This is a genomic window from Arthrobacter sp. MMS24-T111 (genome assembly GCF_054888995.1).
The window spans coordinates 411,855-431,024 of sequence record NZ_JBTZRO010000001.1 but is presented as its reverse complement, the minus strand read 5'-3'; the positions used below and the strand labels follow the sequence as shown (position 1 = coordinate 431,024).

Sequence of the window (19,170 nt, the reverse complement as noted above, 5' to 3'; positions counted from 1 at the left end):
CGCCAGCGTAAGGACACTTCCATGCTCGACATCCAAGCGACGGACAATGCCGTCCCGTCACCCCGTTCCACCACCTCATCCCCCCGCAACCGCGAAAAGTTCACGCCCGAAGTCCGCAAGGGACTCCTGGGCCTTGGCCTGGGCAACGCCTTGGAATGGTACGACTGGATGGTCTTCGGCCTCCTGTCAGCCTTCATCGGCCCCAACTTCTTTCCCAACGACGAGCCGCTCTCAGCCACCCTGAACGCGCTGGCCGTGTTCGCCGTCGGATTCGCCTTCCGGCCGCTGGGCGGCATCCTGCTCGGCACGCTGGCAGACCGCATCGGCCGCCGCCGCGTGATGCTGCTGTCCATCATGCTGATGGCCGGCACCACCCTGGTCATCGCCATCACCCCCAGCTACGCCACCATCGGCGCCTGGTCAGGCATTATCCTGGTGGCCTGCCGCGTCCTGCAGGGCATCTCCACCGGCATCGAAGCGCCGCTCTCCACCTCCCACGCGGTGGAACTCGCCCCGGAGGGCCGCGAAGGCTACGTGGCCGGCATCATGTCCTTCTACGTCAACATCGGCATCCTCCTCGCATCCCTGGTCAGCTTCGTCTGCAGCCTGGTGATCGGCGGCGCGGCCATGGGGGAGTGGGGCTGGCGTGTCCCGTTCATCATCGGCGCCGTGTTCGGCTTCGTGGTGCTCTACCTCCGCCGTTCCCTGCCTGAAACCCTGAAGGCCGAGGAAATGGCCGCCACCACCGCAAAGTCCGTGTGGTCCGGAGTCGGCAAGCACTGGCTCTCCGTCCTCGCCATCGTGTTCGTGGTGGGCGCCGCCCAGGCCTACAACTACGCCTGGAACGTGGGCCTGCCCAGCGCAGCACGCAGTGGCTTCAAGGAAGATCCCACCGCCGTCTTCGCCCTCACCACCATCCTGGGCGCCATCCTGGTGGTGGGCAGCTGGGTCATCGGCAAGCTCGCCGACGGCCGGTCCATGTCCCGGTGGTTCCTGGTGACCCGTGTCCTGGCCATCCCCTCCGTCTTCCTGATGCTCCTGTACGTCCAGCCCGGCATCGGCGGTTTCGCGGCCGTCCTGCTCGGCGGCTCGATCGTGCTGGTCCTCAACATGACCCTCTACAACGTGGTCAGCTCGTCCCTGATGCCCAAGAACATCCGCGGCACCGGCGTGGCCCTGGGCTATGGCATCGGCGTGGCAATCTTCGGCGGCACCGCCTCCTACCTCCTGGTGTGGCTGCAGTCCCTGAACCTCACCTGGGTCTTCCCGGTCTACGTGGCCGTCCTCTCCGTCCTCAGCATCGTTTTCTACCTCGCCGCCCGCCGCTCCAACGGCATCTTCGTCGGAAAGTAAGGACTACCCCATGAGCAACCCACCTACCTTTGCCGCGCCCAAAACCGGGTCGCTGGAACTGGCCACCACCACCGCGGACGTCACCGCCCCGGTGATCTCCCGCTCCGACGTCCTGGTGGTGGGCGGTGGTCCCGCCGGCGTCGCCGCCGCCGTCACCGCGGCCCGCTCCGGGGCCAAGGTCACCCTCCTGGAGCGCTACTCCTCACTGGGCGGCCTCGCCTCCGGCGGCATGGTGCTGGTGCTGGACGACATGATCAACGGCCAGGACATCACGGTCACCGGGATCGTCTCCGAGTACGTGGAGCGGCTCCAGAAACTGGGCCTGGCCATCGTCCCGCCGGCCGAAGACCGCCGCACCTCAGAGGAACTCTGGAACAAGTGGGGCCGCTACGGCACCTTCGACTTCCACTCCCACACCACCCCCAAGCCCATCTGCTATGCCGCCGCATTCGACCCCGACGGCTGGAAGCGCGTCTCCAACGACCTCGTCCGCGAAGCGGGCGTGGACCTGCGGCTGCACTCCTGGTTCTCCCGCCCCATCGTGGACAACGGCGTGATCAAGGGCGTGGTCTGCGAAACCAAGCTTGGCCCGCAGGCCTTCACGGCGGACGTGGTCATCGACACCACCGGAGACATCGACGTCGCCTCCCGCGCCGGCGCCGCCTACGCCAAGGACAACTACCTCACCACCCTGGTGTTCCGGCTGGGCAACGTGGACACTGCGGCCGCGGAGGCCTTCGAGCAGGCCAACCCCAAGGAAGCCCGCGCCATCAACCGCAAGATCAAGCGCCTCCTCGGCGGCGCCTGGGAACTGTGGTGGCTCAAGACCCCCATCGACGGCGTGGTCTGGTGCAACGCCCCGCACATGACCGGCTACGACGGCGTGGACCCGGCAGACATGACCGCCGCCGAATTCGCCGCCCGCGACAAGATCTCCGAAGCCGTGGACTACGTCCGTGCCAACCTCCCCGGATTCGAAAAGTGCTACATGCTGGACGTCGCCTCCCAGATGGGCGTCCGCCAGACCCGCCTGCTGCAGGGCGAATACGTCATGACCAAGGAGGACGTCACCTCCCGCCGGCATTTCCAGGACAGCGTGGCCCGCGGCCGGGACTACTACTACCCCTACCGCTCGCTGCTGCCCAAGGAAGTGGATCAGCTGCTGGTGGCCGGCCGCCACTACTCCGCCACCCCGGAGGCGCAGAAGATGTCGCGCGAAATTCCGCCGTGCATGGCCATGGGCCAGGCCGTCGGCGTCGCGGCAGCACTCGCCGTCCAGTCCGGCGTGCTGGTCCGCGACGTCGCGGCAGCGGACATCCAGCAGGGCATGCGCCGGCACGGCGCGGACCCCGGCGACGTCCCGTCGTCGAACGCCACCATCGATGCCGACGCGGCGGTGCCGGCATGAGCATGGCAACGGCGGAACGCCCGACGACGGCACCCGCCGCTGCCTCCCCCCTCACCGGGGGCGCGCGGCCGGCCACCCAGCTGCCCCTGGACGGCATCAAGGTCGTGGACTTCACCCAGGTGTTCATGGGCCCCTCCTGCACCCAGCTGCTGGGCGACTACGGCGCCGACATCATCAAGGTGGAACGCCCCGGCGCCGGTGACATCTCCCGCAACTCGTTCCCGGACAAGGACGGCCAGGACAACCCGATCTTCCTGTCCATCAACCGGAACAAGCGGAGCGTCTCCATCGACACCCGCACCGAGGAAGGCCGCAATGTCCTGCACGCCATCATGGCGGACGCGGACGTGGTGGTCAGCAACTTCCGCTCCGGGGTCATGGAACGGATGGGCTTCGGGTACGAGGACCTCAAGGCGGACAACCCCGGAATCATCTGGGCCTCCGGAACCGGGTTCGGCCCCGTAGGGCCGTACTCGCACAAGGGCGGGCAGGACGCGATCGCGCAGGCCTACTCCGGCGTGATGTGGCGGCGCGAATCGGAGGACCAGAAACCGGCCATCTACCCCACCACCCTGTGCGACTACATCACCGGCATGCACCTGATGCAGGGCATCCTGCTGGCGCTGCGCACCCGGGAAACCACCGGAACCGGGCAAAAAGTGGAGGTGACCATGTACGACTCCATGCTGCACCTGCAGATGCAGGAGGCGTGCATGCAGCTCAACCGCGGTTACGAGGTCAACTGGGGCGCCATGCCCCTGAGCGGCGTCTTTGAAACCACCGACGGTGCCGTGTGCATGGTGGGCGGCTTCACCCCGGACCCGCTGGCCCGGATCTCCGATGCCCTTGGCCTGGACGAGGACCTCACCGAACGCCCGGGATTCGCCACGCTGGAACAGCAGTTCAAGAACAAGCCGGCGCTGCAGGCGATCTTCCGCGAACACTTCGCCGCCAACACCACCGAGTACTGGACCGGCAAGCTGGAGGAACAGGGGCTGCTCAACGCCCCCGTCCACACGCTGGAACAGGCGCTCGCCGACGCCCAGACCGAGGCCAACGGCATGATCGTGGAGGTCGAACACCCCGGCGTGGGGACGGTCAAGATGCTGAACGCCCCCATCCGGCTCTCCGCCACACCGCCAAGCGTCCGCCGGGCGGCACCCCGCCTGGGCGAGCACAATGTGGAAGTGCTGCTGGAGAACGGCTTCGACGAGGCCACCATCAAGCGGCTGCAGGAACTCGGGGTGCTCCGGTGACAGCGGTTGCAGCGGACCCCCAGTCACCGGCCGAGGCCTCCGCTCCGGTGGACCAGGTCACCCTGTCCATCGAGAACCAGGTGGCCACCGTGGTGATCGACCGGCAGCACGTCCTCAACGCCGTGGACGGCACGGCCCAGGCCAGGCTCAACGCCATCTGGGACCAGCTTGAGGCTGATCCGGACGTCCGCGCAGTGGTCATCACGGGCGCCGGCCCCAGGGCGTTCTGCGTGGGTGCGGACATGTCCGCGTCCGCCGTGGACAAGACGGGCCTGGAATACTGGGCCGCCCTGGACCCCAACGGCTTCGGCGGCCTGAGCCTGCGGACCACGCTGGACATCCCCGTGATTGCCAAGGTGAACGGCTACGCACTGGGCGGCGGCATGGAAATTGTCCTGGGCGCGGACATCGTGGTGGCAGCGGACAGCGCAAAGTTCGGCTTGACGGAGCCGCGCGTCGGGCGGTTGGCGCTCGACGGCGGCATCCACCAGCTGGTGCGCCGCGTTCCCTACACCCAGGCGATGGGGCTGCTGCTCACCGGCCGGAAGGCTGACGCCGCAGAGATGCAGGCCATGGGCCTGGTCAACGAGGTGGTCCCGGCGGACGAGCTCGACGCCGCTGTGCAGCGCTGGGTGGACCAGGTCCTGGCCTGCGCCCCCACCTCGGTCCGGGCCGTGAAGCAGATGGTCACGCAGACCGGGCACCTCACCGCCACGGAGGCCCGCGGCCTGCGGCTGCCGGCCCTGATGGCAGCCCTGGACAGCGAAGACTCCGCCGAGGGCGTCCGCGCCTTCCAGGATAAGCGGAAACCGGCCTGGCCCGGCAGATAGGGACAGCCGTCAGATGAACAACAAACCAAGGGAGAACCCGATGCGGGAGTCATTGACGCCTGGCGTGTGGGGCGTCGTTGCCACACCATTCCAGGGCAGCACGCTGGACCTGGACCTGGACAGCCTCTCGGACCTCGTGGAACGCTACGAAACCATCGGCGCCACGGGCCTGACCGTCCTGGGCGTCTTCGGGGAGGCCGCCGCGCTCACCCCGGAGGAACGCCGCCAGGTCCTCGAAATCGCCGTCGAATGCACGGAACTGCCCTTGGTGGTGGGCGTAACAGCCCTGGCCACCCGGCCGGCCATCGAGGAAATCCGCGCCGCCCAGGAGGTTGCCGGGCAGCGCCTGGCCGCTGTCATGGTGCAGGCCAACTCGCCGAAGCCCGAGGTAGTCAGCGCCCACCTGGACGCCATCCACCGCGCCACTGGGGCCAAAGTGGTGCTGCAGGACTACCCGCTGGCCAGCGGCGTCGCCATCACAACCGCCGCCCTGGTTGATGTGGTGGCGGCAAGCCCCTGCGTCATCGCCATCAAGGCTGAGGCGCCGCCCACCAGTGTGGCCATCGCCGAGCTCCATGCCGGTACCGGGGTCTCGGTATTCGGCGGACTCGGCGGCCAGGGGCTGCTGGACGAACTCCTGGCAGGCGCTGCCGGCGCCATGACCGGGTTCTCTTACCCCGAGGCGCTGATCGCCTGCGTCCGTGCCTGGCGGGAGCAGGGGTACGCGGCGGCCGCCGGGCAACTGGTGCCCTACCTGCCACTGATCAACTTCGAGCAGCAGGCCAAGGTGGCCCTGGCCATCCGCAAGGAATGCCTGCGCGAGCGGGGCTGGATCAAGGACCCGGGCGTCCGTGCCCCGGCGGCCGGCTTCCCCGAGAACCTGCGGCATGCCATGGAGGTCCATCTCCGCGAAGCGGCCATCGCCCTGGACCTGAACCGGGCGCTCGCCCCTGCGGGGAGGAACTGATGGACCTGGGAATCGCCGGCAAGACGGCGCTGGTGGCCGCCTCCACGGGCGGCCTGGGACTCGCCGTCGCCCGCGCCCTGGCCGCGGAAGGCGCCAGTGTGGCCATCGTGGGCCGCCGCGGCGTCCGTGCCAAGGAGATCGTGGACGAACTGCAGCAGGCGTTCGGCGGCCTGCCGGGCTTTGCAGCCATCGCCGTCGAGGCTGACCTCACCGGTGCCGAGGGCGTTGACACCGCGGTGGCGCAGGCCGAAGCCGGCCTGGGGCCAATCGACATCCTGGTCCTGAACGGCCCCGGCCCCCGGCCCGGCGCCGCCGCAACCCTGGGCAGCGAGGACATCGCCGCGGCGTTCGACCTCCTGGTCAAGCCGCACCATGCCCTGGTTTCCCGCACCCTCCCCGCCATGCGGGAACGGAGGTGGGGACGGATCCTCGCCATCGGCTCCAGCGGCGTCGCAGCACCGCTTCCCAACCTGGCCGTCTCCAATACCGGCCGCGCAGCCCTTGGCGGCTACCTCAAAACTCTTGCCGCCGAAGTTGCCCTGGACGGGGTCACCGTGAACCTGCTCCTGCCCGGCAGGATCGCCACGGACCGCGTCACCGAACTGGACCAGGCAGCCGCAAAGCGCCGCGGCACCACGCTGGAGGACATCCGGCTGGAATCCCGCAAAACCATCCCCGCCCGCCGTTACGGCGAGCCCGCCGAATTCGGTGCGGCCGCCGCCTTCCTCTGCAGCGCCCCGGCGTCGTACATCACCGGCGTGGCGCTGCGGTGCGACGGCGGCCTCATCCGCAGCCTCTAGCCCCAACTTCCAAAGGAATGCCATGACCTCCACCGCCCTGGACCCCGACACCACCGCACTGGATCGCAGCAAAACCGCCCAGCACCTCATTAACGGGCAATGGGTGGGAACCGCAGAAACCCGCCGCACCAACCCCGCGCGCCCGGATGAACTGGCAGCACTCTCGCCCAGCGGCACCGCGGAGGATGTCGACGCCGCCATCTCCGCCGCCGCGGCAGCGCAGCCCGCCTGGGCCGCCCTGCCGGCACCCTCCCGCGGGGCCATCCTGATCACGGCAGGCAACCTGCTGATCGACCGGCAGTCCGCGATCGCCGAGGACCTGGTCCGGGAGGAGGGCAAGACCCTGGCCGAGGCCAAGGGTGAGGTGAAGCGTGCATCGGACGTGCTGCGCTTCTTTGGCTCGCTGGGCTGGGCCGCCACCGGCGAGGTGCTGCCCAGCGGACTGCCGGACACCACCATCACCACCCGGCGTGAACCGCTGGGCGTGGTTGGGTTGATCACCCCCTGGAACTTTCCCATCGCTATTCCGGCCTGGAAGACGGCGCCTGCCCTGGTCAGCGGCAACGCAGTGGTGCTCAAGCCCGCCGAGCTCACCCCGCTGTCCGCCACCCACCTGGCCCGTGCCCTGCAGGACGCAGGACTGCCGGCGGGCGTGTTCAACCTGGTGCACGGCAAAGGCCGGGTGGTGGGTGATGCGCTGGCCCGCGACCCGCGCATCGCCGGGATGTCCTTCACCGGGTCAACCAGCGTGGGCCTGGGACTGCAGGAGATCCTGAACGGCCGGCGTGCCCGCGTCCAGCTGGAGATGGGCGGCAAGAACGGCGTCCTGGTCCTGGATGACGCGGACCCTGCCAAGGCCGCACAGGTCGTGGCGGCGGGCGCGTTCGGCCTCACCGGCCAGGCCTGCACCGCCACGTCGAGGGTGTACGTCACCCCCGGCATCCGGGCGGCATTCCTCGACGCCCTGGTGGCGGAGGCGGCAAAGTACACCCCGGGGACGGCCTGGAATTCGCCATGGGCGCCGTGGTGAGCGCCCAGCAGTTCGAGCAGGACCAGGCGGCGGTACGCGGCGCGGTTGAGCGCGGCGCCACGCTCTTGCACGGAAAGTACGACGGCGATTCCTCCGCTGCGCTGTTCTTCCCTGCCGCCGTGCTCACCGGCCTGGACTTCGACGATCCTGCGGTGACGGAGGAGATCTTCGGCCCGGTGGTTGCGGTCCTCGAGGTCCCCGATTACGAGGCCGGCCTCGCCGCGATCAACGATTCCCGCTATGGCCTCACCGCAGGCATCTGCACCGACTCCCTGGCCCTGGCCACCGACTTCGCCGCCAGGGCCCAGGCCGGGGTCGTCAAGGTCAACCGGCCCACCGCCGGGCTGGACCTGAACGTGCCGTTCGGCGGCGTCAAGGATTCCTCCACCAACACGTTCCGCGAGCAAGGCAGGTCCGCCCTGGAGTTCTTCACCTGGGGCAAAACCGTGTACACGGGCGTGTAGTCCCGTGACCTACGTGATCGCCCAGCCGTGCGTGGATGTGAAGGACAAGGCGTGCATCCAGGAATGCCCCGTGGACTGCATCTACGAGGGTGACCGGTCGCTCTATATCCATCCATCCGAGTGCGTCGACTGTGGTGCGTGCGATCCGGTCTGCCCGGTGGAGGCCATCTACTATTCGGACGATGTGCCGGACGAATGGGCAGACTACGTCCGCGCCAACGTGGAGTTCTTCCATGAACTGGGCTCGCCGCAGGGCGCCTCCGCACTGGGAAACCTGCATCGTGACCATCCCGTCGTTGCTGCGGAGCCCGTCCCGGCACGCTAGGGACCCAACCTTTTCAATGGCCGCCAAGCCTTCGCTTGGCGGCCATTGCTGCGTTAATGCCCATATTTCACGACTGTTACAACCATGTTGCTTTGATTGCAACTCGGGCTGGGCGGGCGGAGCGAGGATGTGATTGCCCGGCCGGACCCGCGGTGCCGGATTTAATCCAAAAGCCAGCTACTGAAAACTCTTGACTGTGTTGCTCGTCACCACCTATGTTGAAACAACCACGTTGCAAGCAATGCAACTCATACTTCTAATGGTGGTTCCATGAGTACCAATTCCAACTCCGCCGGAGCGGGGGCCGTTGCCGCAGACGCCAACGGCCCCGCCGTGGCAGGCCAAGGTGCCGGCAGCACCGTGGCAAGCAAGGACGTTCGACGCCGGGTGGTTACGGCCAGCTTCATCGGCAACTTCGTCGAATGGTTCGACTACGCCGTGTACGGCTACCTCGCTGCCGTCATTTCGTCCGTCTTCTTCCCCGAAGCCGACCGCCAGACTGCGCTGCTGGCCACGTTCGCGGTGTTCGCGATTTCCTTCTTCGTCCGGCCCCTGGGCGGCTTCTTCTGGGGCCACATCGGCGACAAGCTGGGCAGGCGCAAGGCACTGTCCCTCTCGATCGTCATCATGTCCGTCTCCACGTTCTGCATCGCCCTCATTCCCGGCTACGGAACCATCGGCATGCTGGCCCCCGTCCTGCTCCTGCTGGTCCGTGTGGTCCAGGGCTTCTCGGCGGCGGGCGAATACGCCGGGGCGTCGGCCTTCCTGGTGGAATATGCACCGGCCAACCGCCGCGGACTCTACGCCGCCGTCGTGCCCGCCAGCACGGCCGCGGGCCTGCTCCTGGGCTCGCTGATCGCGGCACTCCTCAGCTCGGTACTCAGCACCGGGCAGCTGCACGACTGGGGCTGGCGGCTGCCGTTCCTCCTGGCCGCCCCCATGGGGCTGATCGGCCGCTACATCCGCACCAAGCTCGAGGACACTCCCGCCTTCCGCGCCCTGGCAGAGCAGGAAGAATCCGCCCCCAAGGCGCCGGCGCTGGACATGTTCCGGACCTACCGGAAGCAGCTGCTCATCGCCTGCGGAGCGGTGCTGCTCAACGCCGTCGGCTTCTACGTCATCCTCAGCTACATGCCCACCTACCTGTCCGAGGAACTGGGCTTCGGTCCCACCGAATCGTTCCTGGCCACCACCATCGCCCTGGCCAGCTACATCGGCTTCATCTTCCTCACCGGCATGGCCTCGGACCGGTTCGGCCGCAAGCGGATGCTGATCACCGCCTCGGTGCTGTTCATGCTCCTGACCGTTCCGGCATTCATGCTGCTGGATACCGGCAACTTCCTGGTGATCGTCCTGGTTCAAATCCTGCTGGGCGGCATGCTCACCCTCAACGACGGCACGCTGCCCAGCTTCCTGGCCGAACTGTTCCCCACCAAGGTCCGGTACAGCGGCTTTGCTGTCAGCTTCAACCTCTCCAACGCGATCTTCGGCGGGACCGCGCCGTTCATGGCCACCCTGCTGATCGGCCTGACCCAGAGCAAGCTGGCCCCCGGTTGGTACCTCGTGGCCGCGTCCGCCGTGTCCCTCGCCGCAGTCCTGTTCGCCGCCGAAACCTCGCGCAAGCCGCTCAAGCACCTCTGATCCTGCAGAGGCCCCGGAACTTTCTTCCTACCCACCCATGTGCGGCCAATACCTGCCCGCAATATCGAAAGGCACACCCGTGACCATCACTACCGACACCGCCTCATCCATCGCCGAGCTCGAGCGCCTCAAGGTCCTGCACAACGGCACCAAGGGCAAGCTCACGTTCTCCGACGCAGAGTTCGAGCGCCGGCTCGGCGGCCTGCGCCAGATCATGGCTGCCAAGAGCCTGGACGCGGTCATCCTCACCAGCTACCACGGCATCAAGTACTACTCCGACTTCCTCTACACCACGTTCGGCCGCAACTACGCCCTGGTGGTCACCGCGGACGACTCGGTCACCGTCACCGCAAATATCGACGCCGGCATGCCATGGCGCACGTCCTACGGCGAGAACATCGTCTACACCGACTGGCGGCGGGACAACTTCTACTTCGGCCTCCAGGAGGCACTGCGCCAGCGCGGCGTCAAGGCCACCCGGCTGGGCGTCGAGGACGACTTCCTCCCGGGCCTGACCCGCGAAAAGATCGCCGCCGCCTTCCCCGGCGCCACGCTCCTGGACGTCTCCCAGGACGCCATGCGCCAGCGCATGATCAAATCCGCCGAGGAAATCGAAGTCATCAAGCACGGTGCCCGCATCGGCGACCTCGGCGGCGAGGCCATCCGCAACGCCATCCGCGAAGGCGTCACCGAGTACGAGGTGGCCCTGGTCGGCACCGAAGCCATGGTGCACGAGATCGCCCGGACCTTCCCCGACCGCGAAGTCCGCGACACCTGGGTGTGGTTCCAGTCCGGCATCAACACCGACGGCGCCCACAACTGGGCCACCACCCGGAAGCTGCAGCAGGGCGACATCCTCTCCCTGAACTGCTTCCCCATGACCTCCGGCTACTACACGGCCCTGGAACGCACCCTCTTCCTGGGCCAGCCGGACGAACGGTCCCTGGAGCTGTGGAACATCAACGTGGAGGTGCACCGCCGCGGCCTGGAACTCATCAAGCCCGGCGCCGTGTGCAAGGACATTGCCGCCGAACTCAACGAGATCTACATCAGCCACGGACTGCTGGCCAACCGCACGTTCGGCTACGGCCACTCCTTCGGCGTCCTCAGCCACTACTACGGCCGGGAGGCCGGCCTGGAACTGCGCGAGGACATCGACACCGTCCTGGAGCCCGGCATGGTGGTCTCCATGGAACCCATGATCACCGTTGCGGACGGCCAGCCGGGTGCCGGCGGCTACCGCGAGCACGACATCCTGGTGATCGGCGAGGACAACACGGTGGAGAACATCACCAAGTTCCCCTTCGGCCCGGAACACAACATCGTCCAGGCCTAACCATCACCACAGCGAAGCGGCGCCACGCACGTGGCGCCGCTTCCGCCGTCCATGAGGAAAGATGGTGTCCACCATGACTCCTGCAACGACTTCCGACACCAACGCCACAGGGACCGGCACCGGCAGCAACGGCGGGACGGACGCCAAAGGCGCTTCCGTCGTCGTCAATGCCATCGCTGTCCTGCGCACCTTTACCGCGGACGAACCCTTGCTGGGGGTCACGGAAATCGCCAACCGGGTGGGCATGCACAAGAGCAGTGTCTCCCGGATCCTGGCTACCTTCGAGCAGGAGAACCTGGTGGAACGGGACCCGGAAACCAAGCGGTTCCGGCTGGGCCTGGGGCTGATCGCCGTCGCCGGGCCGCTGCTTGCCGAGATGGAGGAACGCCGCGTTGCGTACCCCGTGCTGCGGCAACTGGCCGAGCAGACTGGCGAAACCAGCGCGCTCATGCTCTGGAACGGGGATGAAGCCATTTGCGTGGAGCAGATCGCCAGCCACCACCAGATCAAGCACACCACGCCGCTGGGCGCCCGGTACCGGGACGCCATGAGCGCCTCGGTCCAGGTGTTCTTGTCCACGCTGCCGGCCGAGCGGGTGCGTGAGCTGCTGCGGAGCGGAGCCATCACCTTTCCCGGAATGGACGACGCCGGCCTGGCGGCTTACGAGGCCCGGCTCCAGGACGTGGCGCAGCGCGGGTGGGCGGGCAACTACGGTGAATCGTCCATGGATGAAGTGGGCGTGGCGGCCCCCGTCCGCGACCACCGCGGGGACGTGGTGGCCGCCGTCCTGATCCCGGCCCCGCGGTTCCGGGTATCCAAAGAGCAGTTCGAGAGGCTGGCCGAAGCCTGCGTTGCCGCCGCCGCCAAGGTGACCACCCGTTTGGGCGGCCGACCGGCAAGCTGACCCCGCATGTTCAGGTGGCCGGATGTTCAGGTGGCCAGGACCAAGACCTGGTTCACGCTGTGACCGTGCTGACTGCGACGACGCCACCCCACGGGTCGCTGATCACCGCGCTCCGGAATCCCGGGGTGTTCGAGGGCGCCATGAGGATCCCGCCGCCTAAGGCGACGGCCCGGTCGGCGGTGGTGTCTGCACTGGCCACCGCGAAGTTCACACTCCAGTGCGGCGGAACGTCCACGCCCTCCGTTGAGGTGGCCACTGCCACCATCCGGTCGTGCAGGAGCCATAGCGAGAAGGCGGCGTCCGGCGATGCCTTCAGCTCCCACGTGAACATTGTCCGGTAGAAATCCCTGGCTTTTCCAAGATCCGGGGTGTGCAGGGAACTCATCGCCCAGCAGTTCGGCTGGTCGGCAAGCTCGACGCCGTCATTTTCGCCTGCCTTCCGCAGGCAGAACAGCACACCGGAGGAGTCGGCAACCAGTGCCGTGGGGGCGTGGGCGTCGAGGAGCATCAGCTGCCGGCCCCCAACCTGTTCAGCGCGGGCCGATGCCTCCGCGACGTCCTCCACCCGGACATGCGTCAGCCAGCCCGCAGGCGACTGTGGCGGGGCCTGTCCCACGCCGGCCACCAGGCGTCCGTCGAGGCGCGCCCGGTAGTAGTCACCGTCAATCCCGGCCGTGGGAATTGCCTCGTCGAAGCTCCAGCCGAAAAGTTGGCCGTAGAACTCTTTGGCGCCCCGGGGGTCCGGTTGCCAAGTGTCCACCCAGCAGGGCGCACCTACCGACGATGTATCCCGCTCAGCCATGCTGCGCCCCCTCGAATCCGGCTGGGCCGCCGGACGCGTGGCGCCGGCCCCCAAGAGCAATGCACGGCAAGCATACGTCCGAAAGCGGACGCGTGGCCGGCGTTGGCTGCGGGGTCCAGCCGGGCTTAGCCGCTTATCAGCGCAGCTCCGCTCGGCGGCCCGGGGCGGCCGCATATTCCGACCACCCGCCGGCGTAGAGGCGGCCATGGCCGAGTCCGGCATGTTCAAGGGCCAGGAGGTTGTGGCACGCCGTGACGCCTGAGCCGCAGTAGGAGATGACCGCGGCGGCATGGTCGATCCCAACCTCCGCGAATGCGGCCCGGACCTCTGTGATCGGGCGCAGGCGTCCATCGGGGGAGAGGTTCGCCCGGCAGGGGACGTTCACGGCGCCCGGAATGTGGCCTGCCTGGGGATCGGTGGGCAACTGGAGCGTTCCGTCGAAGCGGTCGGCATTGCGGGCATCGACCAGGATCCCGGCGGCTCCTGCCGTGATGTCCTGCAGTCGGGCCAGGCGGGACTCGGGCCACGGAACCGGCGTGAACGTCGCGGGGGCCGGCTTCACTGACGTGGTCTCCAACGGTCCCGTCCATGCTGCCATCCAGCCGTCGAGCAGCGCCGCCGGGTGTCCGATCGCGCGCAGCATCCAGACGAGCCGCGCAGCGATCACCCCTCCCGCGTCGTCATAAGCGACGACGGCTGCGCCGTCCCCGATTCCCACGGAGGACATCCCGCGGGCAAACACGTCAGGGGCGGGAAGCGGGTTCAATCCGCGCGGTCCAGGATCGCCGGACAACCAGGCGTCCATGTCCACAAACACTGCACCCGGAAGATGCCCGCCGTCGTACGCCGACCGGCCTGATGCACCGTCGAGGTACCAGCGCGCATCGGCGATGACAACGGTTCCCCGATGCGCCGCGAGCCACGCGGTATCGACGAACGGCGGCAGCTCCGCCCGGGTGGTTGAGGTGTGGTCCATACAGTGCAGGCTAGTTGATATGTCCATAATGCGAGCAAGAATGTCCCATTATGTGGATGCTGGAGCGTGGCTGGCGCAGGCTTCTTCGTGGCCGGGCCACGCGCTCGTCGGGGCGGTGCCGGTCTGTACAACCAGCACCGCCGCACGGGAGACTGGCGCCATGGGCAAACTGACCTTCGCCATGAATGTGAGCCTGGACGGCTACATCGCCGCGCCCGGGGACGACCTTGGCTGGAGCGCGCCGAGCAGCGAACTGTTCCAATGGTGGTCCGACCGCGTCGCGGCGACAGGCCTGGCCCTGTACGGACGCAAATTGTGGGAGACGATGAGCTCCCACTGGCCCACCGCGGACCAGGAGCCTGGTGCCACGCCAGCGGAGATTGAGTTCGCGCAACGCTGGCGGGACATGCCGAAGGTGGTGTTCTCCTCGAAGGCCCGCCCGGTCAACTGGAATACCCGCCTGGTCACCGGCGATGCGGTTCCGGAGATCGCCCGGCTCAAGGCTGAAGACGGCGGCCCCATGGATCTCAGCGGTGCCACGCTCGCCGCGGCGGCCATGCGGGCCGGACTGGTCGATGAGTACGTGATGGTCACTCATCCGGTCCTGGTGGGCGGCGGGACGCCCTTCTTTGCGGCCCTGGACCACTGGGTGCAGCTGAAGCTTGTGGAGACCACGGCCTTTCCCGGTGGCGTGGTCCTGGCCAGGTACGACGTTCGGCGCTGAGCGCACCACGTCTAACGACGGGTGAGCCCCGCACTCCAGATTCGGGACGCCGGTTCACCGGGCCGGGCTTGTCAGGGGAGCCCCGCCATCCGGGCGGCGAGGTGCAATGCCGCCAGCCGGCCTGTCCCGCGGGGATCGCCGCCGCATAGCTCAAAGATCCGCTGCAGCCGGTGGTGCATGGACTGCCGTTCCAGGTGCAGTTCGCGCGCCGATTGCGCGGTGTTGCAGCCCGAGTCCAGCCACACCCGCAAGGTCTCCAGCAGCTGGGACTGCCGCTGCGCATCATGCTCCAGGACCGCCCGCAGCTGCCGGTTCACGAACGCCTCCCGCGCTGAGGCGTCCAGGCAGGTCAGGGACAGGCTTTCGACGGCGGAATCCTCCGCGTCCACCACCACCAGGCCGCGGGCCGGATACTGTCGGCGTGCCGAGGCGTTCCGCCGCCGGATCTGGCGCACCTCCAAGGCGCGCCGCGCCTCGGCCAGCGACCAGGAAGCCTCAGCCACACCGCCGGCCAGGGGCCCCACGGCAATCACCGCGTCGGGGTCCCCCGCCAACCCCTGCAACGATTCCAGCAGCTGCCGCCGCTCACCGGCGGTATCGGTGCAGGGCAGGCCGATCATAACCACCAGTTCGGCGTCGTCCAGGTACGCGGCACAGGGAATCCGTCGCGAACTCAGGAAGGTTTCGACGGCGCCGCGCACCTCCTGCGGTGACGCCGCATGGATGGCAGCCACCACTGCCGGGGAATCCGCGGGAAAGCCGGCCGCGGGAGCCAGCTGCTCGAGCCGCCACTCCGGGGCGGAATTCAGCACGGCCCGCATCAGTTCGGCGCCGGCCAGGGCATGCAGTCCGGGCGGAGTGTGCTGCAGCAGCGCCAGCCCGAGGATGTCCACGGCGCGTTCCCCGGCCACCTGCGCCAGGGCCACGTCCGCGGCCTCCGGCACCCGCACGTCCAGCCGGCCCATCAGGACGCCGCGCACGGGAATGTCAACGCTGACCACCGTTTTGCCGGGCAGCCCGGCCCCGCCGGCAGGGCTGCCGTGAGCACCCGGGCCGGAGCCGTCGTCGTCCGCTGGTCCTTCCCCGGCGTCCGCGTCCACCCCGCTGCTCCACCCCTCGGGGACGGCGCTGCCCATGGTGACTCCCCACGGGGAGGTGAGGTGCACGGGGGACCCTGTGATGCCTGCCAGCACGGCCAGGATCCTGTCCAGCGAGGCCCCATGGGCCAGCTCCGCCGCCATGGCGCGGGTAGCGGCGTCTGCCTGCTGCAAGTGCCCCACCGACTCGCTGACCAGGATGGAATTGATGGCCTGCATGACGCCTACAAAAGGCACCACCTTCCGCAGCTCAACCACCGGAAGGCCGTATTCCTCAGCCGTCCGCAGCATGTCCGCCGGGATTTCCGGCAGGGCGCCCCCCGTCTCGATGGCGAGCGCCGCGATACCCCGCTGGGCCAGTTCACGGACGTAGTCCTCGCGTTTGGCGGGGGTGGCCGTGGCCAGGGTGATCCCGCCGCAGAGCAGCAGCTCGCCGCCGCGGAGCAGGGGAGCGATGTCCAGCACCTCGCTGGAGTGGACCCAGCGCACCGGTTGCGCATCGGCCACCACGCCCAGGGGATGCAGCACGGGATCCGCGGCCGCAAGGGCGGGGTGGGCGAGTATTTCGCCAAGAAACACTGACACGACATTCCGTAACGTAGTAGGGGAATCTGTTCGACAGATTGTATCTTGTTCCTTGTGATGGGGGCCACATAGCCTTTGAGTACTTATCCACCTCACGGAGGCCCCCATGCAAGAAAAGCTTTCACCAGCAACGCACGGGCACGCGGCCCCTGCCGGCCAGGACCACAACGTCGTGGACCACGAAGCCTGGCTGCAGCCCATCCCCGAATCAGCGCGCACACGCAAGGTATCCGGCCAGTTCTGGATCTGGGCGGGCGCCAACCTGGCTCCCATCAACTGGGTGCTGGGGGCACTCGGTATCCAACTGGGACTCGGGCTGGCGGACACCGTCACCGTCCTGGTCCTGGGCAACCTGATCGGCATGCTCCTCTTTGGCTGCTTCGTCCTCCTGGGCCAGAAGACCGGAGCCACCGGCATGGTCCTGGCCCGGGCCGCCTTCGGCCGCCGCGGCAACTACCTGCCGGCCGCCATCCAGGCCCTGCTGGTCATCGGCTGGTGCGCGGTGAACACCTGGATCATCCTCGACCTGGTCATGGCACTCTTCGGAACCCTCGGCTGGGTTGACCCTGAAGCCCCCAACTACGCCTGGAAGATCGGCGTCGCCACCTTCATCATGGCCCTGCAGGTCGCCATCGCCTGGTTCGGCTACAAAGCCATCGCGGCCTTCGAAAAATGGACGGTACCGCCCACCATCCTCATCCTCGCCGTCATGTCCGCCGTCGCCTGGTTCGGCATGGACATCGACTGGGGCTACGCCGGACCGGCCGGGCACATCCTGGAAGGCTCCGAGCGCATCGCAGCCATGAGCGCCGTCATGACGGCCATCGGCATTGGCTGGGGCATCACCTGGTTCACTTACGCCGCCGACTACTCCCGGTTCGTCAGCACCAGCGTCCCCAAGAAGAAGGTCTACCTCGCTTCGGTCCTGGGCCAGTTCATCCCTGTGGTCTGGCTCGGCGTCCTCGGTGCCAGCCTGGCCACCAACTCCGGGGAAATCGATCCCGGCAAGCTGATCGTCCTCAACTTTGGCTCCATGGCGCTGCCCGTGCTGCTGATGGTGCTCCACGGCCCCATCGCCACGAACATCCTGAACATCTACACGTTCTCGGTCGCCACCCAGGCCCTGGACATCTCCATCAGCCGCCGCAAGCTTAACCTGTTCGTCGGCGTCTTCTCGCTCGCCGCCGTCGTCTTCTTCATCTTCCAGGAGGACTTCGCGGCGGTGCTTGACGCCTGGCTGATCGGCCTGGTGGCCTGGGTGGCCGCCTGGGGCGGAATCATGCTGGTGCACTACTTCTGGCTGGACAAGCGCTGGCCCGGTGAGCCCGAGCGCCTGTTCGACGCCGTAGGCACCAAGCGCCTGCCCGGCGTCAACTGGGCCGGTGTTGTCTCCCTCGTGGCCGGCATCGTCGCCACCTGGCTGTTCATGTACGGCCTGATCCCCATCATGCAGGGCCCCATCGCCGTGGCCCTGGGCGGCTGGGACCTTTCCTGGCTGGCCGGCGGACTGACCAGTGCCGGGGTGTACGCCATCCTCGGACCGCGGCAGCACATCCGGTACCTCGCAGTGAAGCCCCGGACGGCCAACGCCGTGAACCCCGCTCCCGGAGCAGACGGCAAGGAAACGGACACCGCGCCTGCGCTTCCCGCCCGCTAGGCCGCACAGCTTCCCTTCCCACAAAACCTGGCGGGCGCCCCGCGCCCGCCGAAAGGATTTCCCGTGAACCAGCCCGCCATCGCGGACGCCCTGCATCCGGTCACCTGGCCCGACGGCGCCAAAGCCGCAGCCTCCTTCACCTTCGACGTGGACGCAGAGTCCTGCACGATCGCCCACGACCCCAGCTCCACCCGGCGCATGTCGCTGATGACCCACCAGTCGTACGGTCCCAAAGTCGCCGTGCCGCGGCTCCTGAAAATCCTCGAGCGCCAGGACGTCAAGGCCACCTTCTTCATCCCCGGCTTCACCGCCGAGTCCTACCCGGACGTGGTCCGGCAGATCGTCGACGGCGGTCATGAGGTGGGCCACCACGGCTACCTGCACGAACCGATGCAGGGCATCGACGCCGCCACCGAGGGCGGCTACCTTGACCGCGGCCTCGAAGCCCTGGCGAAGGTGGCCGGGGTCCGGCCGGTGGGGTACCGGGCACCGTGGTGGGAACTGAACTGGCACTCCCCGGGCCTCCTCGCGGACCGCGGCTTCCTCTACGATTCCAGCCTGCTCGACGGCGATGCCCCTTACCGGTTCGCTGTCGCCGCCGATGATCCCCGGGACATCGTGGAGATTCCCGTGGACTGGACCCTTGATGACTGGGAGCAGTACGCCTTCTACCCCGGCGTGACCGGCAGCGGCGTCATCGAAAGCCCGGCCAAGGTCCTGGAAATGTGGACCCTCGAGGCCGAGGCGCACCACTCCCAGGGCAGCTGCTTCGTCCTGACCAACCATCCGTTCATCTCCGGCCGGCCCTCCAAGGCCGTGGCCCTTGAGCAGCTGATTGAGCGGGTGAAGGCGATGGACGGCATGTGGGTCGCCACCATGGAACAGATTGCCCGGCACACCAAGGCCACGGTCACGGAGGTCCACACCCACGCGCGGATTGACGTGCCGGTATTCCCGGGCGCGGGTGCACAATTCCAGCCGGCCGTGGTGCGGCAGGGGGTGCTGGCCTAGAGTG

16 protein-coding genes and 1 pseudogene are annotated in these 19,170 nt (G+C 67.9%); 14 read left to right on the top strand and 3 right to left on the bottom strand.

The window, feature by feature from the left end; all coding sequences use genetic code 11:
- Positions 1-21: 21 nt before the first annotated feature.
- The 11 genes and pseudogenes from ACX5I6_RS01975 to ACX5I6_RS01925 all read left to right on the top strand — a co-directional run bounded on the left by ACX5I6_RS01975 (position 22) and on the right by ACX5I6_RS01925 (position 12,314).
- Positions 22-1,353 carry an MFS transporter gene (locus tag ACX5I6_RS01975; protein ID WP_285248373.1) on the top strand — a complete coding sequence of 444 codons (1,332 nt, stop codon included), beginning with the start codon at positions 22-24 and terminating at the stop codon, positions 1,351-1,353.
- A gap of 10 nt (positions 1,354-1,363) precedes the next feature.
- Entirely contained in the window at positions 1,364-2,761 is a 1,398-nt protein-coding gene (locus tag ACX5I6_RS01970; RefSeq protein ID WP_461839279.1) for an FAD-dependent oxidoreductase, read from the top strand.
- Positions 2,758-4,017 (top strand): CaiB/BaiF CoA transferase family protein, encoded by a 1,260-nt coding sequence (locus tag ACX5I6_RS01965; RefSeq protein WP_461839278.1) that lies wholly within the window; start codon positions 2,758-2,760, stop codon positions 4,015-4,017. The genes ACX5I6_RS01970 and ACX5I6_RS01965 overlap by 4 nt, the downstream gene beginning before the upstream one ends.
- Positions 4,014-4,847 (top strand): enoyl-CoA hydratase-related protein, encoded by an 834-nt coding sequence (locus ACX5I6_RS01960; protein ID WP_461839277.1) that lies wholly within the window; start codon positions 4,014-4,016, stop codon positions 4,845-4,847. Before ACX5I6_RS01965 ends, ACX5I6_RS01960 begins: the two co-directional genes overlap by 4 nt.
- A 13-nt stretch (positions 4,848-4,860) precedes the next feature.
- Complete coding sequence (locus ACX5I6_RS01955; protein ID WP_285248377.1) at positions 4,861-5,814, top strand: dihydrodipicolinate synthase family protein; 954 nt, start codon at positions 4,861-4,863, stop codon at positions 5,812-5,814.
- The gene (locus ACX5I6_RS01950; RefSeq protein WP_461839276.1) at positions 5,814-6,614 is read left to right on the top strand and encodes an SDR family oxidoreductase; all 801 of its coding nucleotides are present in this window, start codon (positions 5,814-5,816) and stop codon (positions 6,612-6,614) included. The genes ACX5I6_RS01955 and ACX5I6_RS01950 overlap by 1 nt, the downstream gene beginning before the upstream one ends.
- A 22-nt stretch (positions 6,615-6,636) precedes the next feature.
- A pseudogene (locus tag ACX5I6_RS01945) lies at positions 6,637-8,108 on the top strand (aldehyde dehydrogenase family protein).
- Between the two features lie 4 nt (positions 8,109-8,112).
- Complete coding sequence (fdxA, locus tag ACX5I6_RS01940) at positions 8,113-8,433, top strand: ferredoxin (RefSeq protein WP_285248380.1); 321 nt, start codon at positions 8,113-8,115, stop codon at positions 8,431-8,433.
- A 270-nt stretch (positions 8,434-8,703) separates the two neighbouring features.
- Positions 8,704-10,074 carry an MFS transporter gene (locus ACX5I6_RS01935; RefSeq protein WP_461839275.1) on the top strand — a complete coding sequence of 457 codons (1,371 nt, stop codon included), beginning with the start codon at positions 8,704-8,706 and terminating at the stop codon, positions 10,072-10,074.
- A gap of 79 nt (positions 10,075-10,153) precedes the next feature.
- Positions 10,154-11,410: a M24 family metallopeptidase gene (locus ACX5I6_RS01930; protein ID WP_461839274.1), complete on the top strand. Its 1,257-nt coding sequence runs from the start codon at positions 10,154-10,156 to the stop codon at positions 11,408-11,410.
- A 61-nt stretch (positions 11,411-11,471) separates the two neighbouring features.
- Positions 11,472-12,314 (top strand): IclR family transcriptional regulator, encoded by an 843-nt coding sequence (locus ACX5I6_RS01925; RefSeq protein ID WP_461839273.1) that lies wholly within the window; start codon positions 11,472-11,474, stop codon positions 12,312-12,314.
- A 52-nt stretch (positions 12,315-12,366) separates the two neighbouring features.
- Here ACX5I6_RS01925 and ACX5I6_RS01920 read toward each other — a convergent pair whose 3' ends face one another.
- Both ACX5I6_RS01920 and ACX5I6_RS01915 read right to left on the bottom strand, forming a co-directional pair.
- Complete coding sequence (locus tag ACX5I6_RS01920) at positions 12,367-13,116, bottom strand: VOC family protein (RefSeq protein ID WP_461839272.1); 750 nt, start codon at positions 13,114-13,116, stop codon at positions 12,367-12,369.
- A 136-nt stretch (positions 13,117-13,252) separates the two neighbouring features.
- A complete protein-coding gene (locus ACX5I6_RS01915) occupies positions 13,253-14,092 on the bottom strand; it encodes a sulfurtransferase (protein WP_461839271.1) in 840 nt (279 codons plus the stop codon).
- A 160-nt stretch (positions 14,093-14,252) separates the two neighbouring features.
- On the opposite strand from ACX5I6_RS01915, the gene ACX5I6_RS01910 reads away from it, so the two are divergent.
- Positions 14,253-14,816 carry a dihydrofolate reductase family protein gene (locus tag ACX5I6_RS01910; RefSeq protein WP_461839270.1) on the top strand — a complete coding sequence of 188 codons (564 nt, stop codon included), beginning with the start codon at positions 14,253-14,255 and terminating at the stop codon, positions 14,814-14,816.
- A gap of 71 nt (positions 14,817-14,887) precedes the next feature.
- Here the strand turns inward: ACX5I6_RS01910 and ACX5I6_RS01905 are convergent, their stop codons facing one another.
- Positions 14,888-16,498: a PucR family transcriptional regulator gene (locus ACX5I6_RS01905; RefSeq protein WP_461839269.1), complete on the bottom strand. Its 1,611-nt coding sequence runs from the start codon at positions 16,496-16,498 to the stop codon at positions 14,888-14,890.
- 106 nt (positions 16,499-16,604) lie between these two features.
- On the opposite strand from ACX5I6_RS01905, the gene ACX5I6_RS01900 reads away from it, so the two are divergent.
- Both ACX5I6_RS01900 and ACX5I6_RS01895 read left to right on the top strand, forming a co-directional pair.
- Entirely contained in the window at positions 16,605-18,155 is a 1,551-nt protein-coding gene (locus ACX5I6_RS01900; RefSeq protein ID WP_461839268.1) for a purine-cytosine permease family protein, read from the top strand.
- 63 nt (positions 18,156-18,218) lie between these two features.
- A complete protein-coding gene (locus tag ACX5I6_RS01895) occupies positions 18,219-19,166 on the top strand; it encodes a polysaccharide deacetylase family protein (RefSeq protein ID WP_461839267.1) in 948 nt (315 codons plus the stop codon).
- Positions 19,167-19,170: the final 4 nt, after the last annotated feature.